The following is a 4680-nucleotide window of genomic DNA, read 5'->3' as shown; positions in this document are numbered from 1 at the left end:
TGGAGGCGGTGAGCGGCCAGACTCTGGGCGCCTATCTGGCCGAGAATGTGTTCAAGCCCTTGTCCATGCACAGCACGGGCTTCCCGTTGAGTGAACAGATGCAGGCCCGGGTAAGTGGCTTCCATGCCCGCAGTCCGGAAGGTGAACTCTCACCCATGCCGTTTGCCATGCCCGCAGAGCCTGAATTCGAGATGGGCGGGGGCGCGCTGTATGGCACGGCGCAGGACTATCTCGAATAAAGATCTAATTCTAAGATACCAAATTTCAGGCGAAAATACAAGAGCAACGGTATTAACAGAATCTGACCCTCAAGGCGGACATTTTGCGGCTTATTTGTTACCTGCAATTCGTTATAATCCCAATCAAATTATCCCCAAAGACGTTATCTTTTTAATGGATACTTCAGGTTCGCAAGAAGGAGAACCTTTAAAGAAATCTAAAGAATTAATGAAACGGTTTATTCAAGGATTAAATGCTGAAGATACCTTTACTATTATTGATTTTGCCAATAGCACTAATACGTTATCTGAAACTCCTTTAGAAAATACCCCAACTAACCGAGAAAAAGCACTTAATTATATTAATCAATTAGAAGCGAATGGCGGGACAGAATTATTAAATGGAATTCAAGCGGTAATGCGCTTTCCTTCTCCCCCAACGGGTCGGTTACGCAGTATTGTTTTATTGACCGATGGTTATATTGGAAATGATTCTGAAGTCATTGCTGAAGTGCAAAACAAACTTAAACCCGGAAATCGATTGTATTGTTTTGGGGTGGGAAGTTCCGTCAATCGATTTTTACTCAATCGTTTAGGAGAAATGGGACGAGGAACAGTACAAATTGTTCGTCAAGATGAATCGACCGAAACCGTCATTGAAACCTTTTTTAAACAGATTAATAACCCGATTTTAACCGATATTGAAATCACTTGGCAAGGGGAAGGATTAAAACCCGAAATTTACCCAATCACCTTATCAGATTTATTTGATAACCAACCTTTAGTGTTATTTGGACGCAAATCAGATCGACGTAATGGGTTATTAAGAATTACAGGAACAACAGCAAACGGCGATCGCTATGAACAAACGTTACCTGTTAATTTTCCCAATCTTAATACTAACGAATCTAGTAATATTGCGATTGCTAAATTATGGGGACGAGCTAAAATCAAAGAACTGATGAATCAAATGTTTTCCTGGGAAACAAAATCTGGAGTTGATGAGGTAACACGCACCGCTTTATCCTATCAATTACTATCAAATTATACAGCATTTGTTGCGGTGAGTGAAGAAGTTCGAGTTGATGCAAATGGAACCCGTCATACCGTCGAAGTTCCGATAGAATTACCCGAAGGTGTCAGTTATGAAGGAATTTTGGGCACGCCTGAAACTTCTCAACTTCAATCTACAAATTCGATGGCGATCGGACGAGTGCGTTCAGCATCAGGTTACAATCATTATAGTAGCCAAAGAACTCCAGAACTTGCACCTGCTCCCTCTCAATTTCAAGGTGTAGATATCCTCGATACAAGGCTAAATGCAGCTAGAAATGTGGGTTCTACCATTGCAGTGATTCAACTAATAGGAATTAGCGATCGCACGCTTTTAGATGACTTAAATCGTTATTTACAAGGGTTAAATTTATCGATTCCAATGAATGGAAAAATTAGTTTTGAAATGATTGTTGATCAAGGCAATGTCCAACGAGCAATTTTTGATGACCTTGACTTTAATTTAGATTTAGATGATAATCAAAAAGAAGCGATCATTATTGATCAGATTCGACGATCACTATTAACTTGGCAACCTCCAACTTCAGTTAGTGGAAAGATCAGAATCACCTTAGAATTAAAAGCAACAAAATCCTAAATTTCATGAACAATCTGAGATCAATTTCAACCTTAAATCAAAGCTATCCCCTCAGTATTGCTCCCATGATGGATCGCACTGATCGCCATTATCGTTATTTTATGCGACAAATCACCCGGCGAACGTTACTTTATACTGAAATGGTGACAACCGCAGCGATTTTGCATGGAGATCATGAAAAATTATTGAGCTTTTCTCCCGAAGAAAAACCCTTAGTTTTACAATTAGGAGGAGATAACCCTAATCATCTTGCGACCTGCGCTAAAATAGCAGAAGATTGGGGATATGATCAAGTTAATTTAAACGTTGGGTGTCCAAGTGATCGCGTTCAAAATGGCAATTTCGGAGCGTGTTTAATGGCGCAGCCAGAATTAGTTGCAAAAGCCATAGAAGCCATGCAAAAAGTGGTTCAAATTCCTGTCACCGTTAAACATCGAATTGGTATTGATGACCGGGATAGTTATGAAGATATGGCGGATTTTGTTAGAATCGTTTCTGAAGCCGGATGTCAACAATTTACAGTTCATGCTCGTAAAGCGTGGTTACAGGGTTTAAGTCCTAAAGAAAACCGCACTATTCCCCCCTTACGCTATCAAGAAGTACATCGATTAAAACAAGAATTTCCCCATTTATTGATTGAAATTAATGGTGGGTTTAAAACCTTAACAGAAGTTAAAGAACAATTGCAATTTGTGGATGCAGTTATGATCGGACGTGCTGCTTATGATCACCCCTATTTATTTGCAATAGCAGATCAAGAAATCTATGGAGAAAAAACACCCCCTCTGACTCGCCGAGAAGTTATAGAATCGATGTATCATTATATTGACTATTGGCTACAAAAAGGGGTAAAATTAAATAGTATGACTCGCCATTTATTAGAGATATTTGCAGGACAACCGGGAACAAAAGTTTGGAAACGATATATGAGTGAAAATGCCCATCTTCCAGGTGCAGGGGTCGAAGTTCTTCAGCAAGCTTTAGAAAAAGTTTCAAGTTGATATACAATTATTGAGAGTGTATTCGTTTAAGTATTCCTGATTTAGCAAAATAAGGTTGATTTTCTGATGGGGAAATACGACCCAGACCCGGAATTTTTGATTCATCAGGGGGAGGAAGAGGTGCTGTTAAAGGTTGGGTAATATCACGTCCGACTAATCGTTTAGATAAACGAGAAATCCGAGGATTTTGTCGCATCTGAGTTTCATTCATACCATAAATGTGCAGATCAACATATTGTTGAGCGATCGGATCATATAGATGTTCTTTCATGATGCCTTCCAGTTGAAACCCTGTTTTGGTTAAAACTGCATGGGCGGGATGATTATAACTATAACTATAGGCATAAAAACGATGCAAATGATAAGCATTAAAAATTAAATCTCCCATTAAGATGCAACTCTCAATCCCATAGTAAATAGAACGATGTTTTTCCTCAAAAATTCCAATTAACAGTTCAGCCCTTTTATGGAGAGCACTATAGTCGGCGGCGGCAATAATTCCAATGATGCCATGATGTTTATGAATTATTAAACATTCTAAATAACCACTTTCGGCAGGTGTTAAACGGGATCTTTTGATTAATTTTTCTCTAACTTTTTCTACAGTTTTTGCTGTATCATTCAAACGAAATAAACGCCTAAACTCATAAGAAGAATACATTTTTTCAAATAGAAAATCGGCATCATCGGGAGTGGTGCGTTTGAGAGTTAGAGAACATCCTTGATGCAGAATGAGAGGATTTAAAGTCATAGCGTTATAGCAGGGAACAGTTAACAAAACATAGAGAATTACAATAAACCGGGGTAAAACGTTTGATAAAACCAAGTAAAATTCTGTTGAATTGTGGTTTCAAAACGCTTAGGTAGCGGATAATTAACTAATGGCTGATGAGGATTATAGGGTTCTTCGACATATTTACCAAAAGACTGGGAATAATTAGATAATTCAAAATTAATTAAGGTTAAATTCGGTGTAATGGGTTGGAGGTTTAACCAGGTGAATAATTCTGTTAAGACTTCTTGAGGATTTGTCATTAAATGCTCGTAGACTACAAAAAATAACCGTTCTTGTAAACTCATTTCTAAGTCTTGGATTTGTTCTAAAGCCTTAAGACCTGAACCGATAATCCCTGGAGGAATGAATAATTGTTGAGCGCGTTCTGCTCGTGAAAGAGAGGCTAATTTTTCAGGAAAATCTAATAGTAATGTTTGTTGATGTTGAGTTTCTATTGCTCCATAGATTTGACTTAATTCTCTGACAAAAACGACCATTTTAAAATCAGGATCAATTAAATGAACCAACTCTAAATGTTCCAACCACTGGGGATGAAAATCAACAATCCAAGGTTGAGAAATCGGTTCAGACCATCCGTTGATAAACCCTCTCATTCCTAAGAGTGATCGCTCCATTGTCCCCTGAAAGTCTTGATTTAATTGGTTAATTAATTCGGGGTTAGTGGTCAAAAAATCGCGAAAGTTCAGCAGTAAATCACAAAGAGGCGATCGCCAAGAATTACTATGAATTTCAGGATGTTGAGCTAACAGTTGACTGACAAAAAACATCCCAGAGCAAGGAAGTCCGGTTAAATAAAGATAACGATGATGAAGCATAAAAAATTGTTGAAATTGTTAGGAATTGTTAAAGAAACCCGATGTCTTGAAGAAACCGGGTTTCGGGATGTATTCGTTAATTAAGGGTAAAAGAATTGGCGGTAATTGAGTTAGCGGGAACACCGATTAAAGTGGCTAAAAGTTCATTATTTGCTGCGACTTGAATCAAGGTATTTCCAGCTTGAGTTCCACTGCCTTG

5 protein-coding genes are annotated in these 4680 nt (G+C 38.4%); 3 read left to right on the top strand and 2 right to left on the bottom strand.

The genetic code is table 11. From position 1 onward, the window contains the following. The 3 genes from ACKPEB_RS01420 to dusA all read left to right on the top strand — a co-directional run. On the top strand, window positions 1–239 hold a 239-nt coding region (locus tag ACKPEB_RS01420; protein WP_408962984.1), incomplete at its 5' end, for a serine hydrolase. Beyond that, window positions 211–1869, top strand: coding sequence for an after-VIT domain-containing protein (locus tag ACKPEB_RS01415; protein WP_408962983.1), 1659 nt, complete (start codon window positions 211–213; stop codon window positions 1867–1869). The genes ACKPEB_RS01420 and ACKPEB_RS01415, both read left to right, overlap by 29 nt. Before the next feature lie 5 nt (window positions 1870–1874). Next, complete coding sequence (dusA, locus tag ACKPEB_RS01410; protein WP_408962982.1) at window positions 1875–2870, top strand: tRNA dihydrouridine(20/20a) synthase DusA; 996 nt, start codon at window positions 1875–1877, stop codon at window positions 2868–2870. Between the two features lie 7 nt (window positions 2871–2877). On the opposite strand, the gene ACKPEB_RS01405 is transcribed toward dusA, so the two are convergent. Together ACKPEB_RS01405 and ACKPEB_RS01400 are read right to left on the bottom strand one after the other, a co-directional pair. Next, on the bottom strand, window positions 2878–3621 hold the full coding sequence (locus ACKPEB_RS01405) for a GNAT family N-acetyltransferase (protein WP_408962981.1): 744 nt from the start codon (window positions 3619–3621) through the stop codon (window positions 2878–2880). Window positions 3622–3659: 38 nt separating this feature from the next. Continuing rightward, window positions 3660–4481, bottom strand: a complete 822-nt coding sequence (locus tag ACKPEB_RS01400; protein WP_408962980.1) for a sulfotransferase — start codon at window positions 4479–4481, stop codon at window positions 3660–3662. Between the last annotated feature and the right edge of the window lie 199 nt (window positions 4482–4680).

This window comes from Planktothrix sp. (genome assembly GCF_046067725.1).
GTDB lineage: Bacteria > Cyanobacteriota > Cyanobacteriia > Cyanobacteriales > Microcoleaceae > Planktothrix.
The sequence above is the reverse complement of the archived record's forward strand: the minus strand, read 5'-3'. Positions and strand labels throughout refer to the sequence as shown.

What these genes read in the sequence shown, in the direction of transcription:
- ACKPEB_RS01415 (WP_408962983.1), top strand. Translation starts at nt 211, where the DNA reads ATGGCACGGCGCAGGACTATCTCGAATAAAGATCTAATTCTAAGATAC.
- dusA (WP_408962982.1), top strand. Translation starts at nt 1,875, where the DNA reads ATGAACAATCTGAGATCAATTTCAACCTTAAATCAAAGCTATCCCCTC.
- ACKPEB_RS01405 (WP_408962981.1), bottom strand. Translation starts at nt 3,621, where the DNA reads ATGACTTTAAATCCTCTCATTCTGCATCAAGGATGTTCTCTAACTCTC.
- ACKPEB_RS01400 (WP_408962980.1), bottom strand. Translation starts at nt 4,481, where the DNA reads ATGCTTCATCATCGTTATCTTTATTTAACCGGACTTCCTTGCTCTGGG.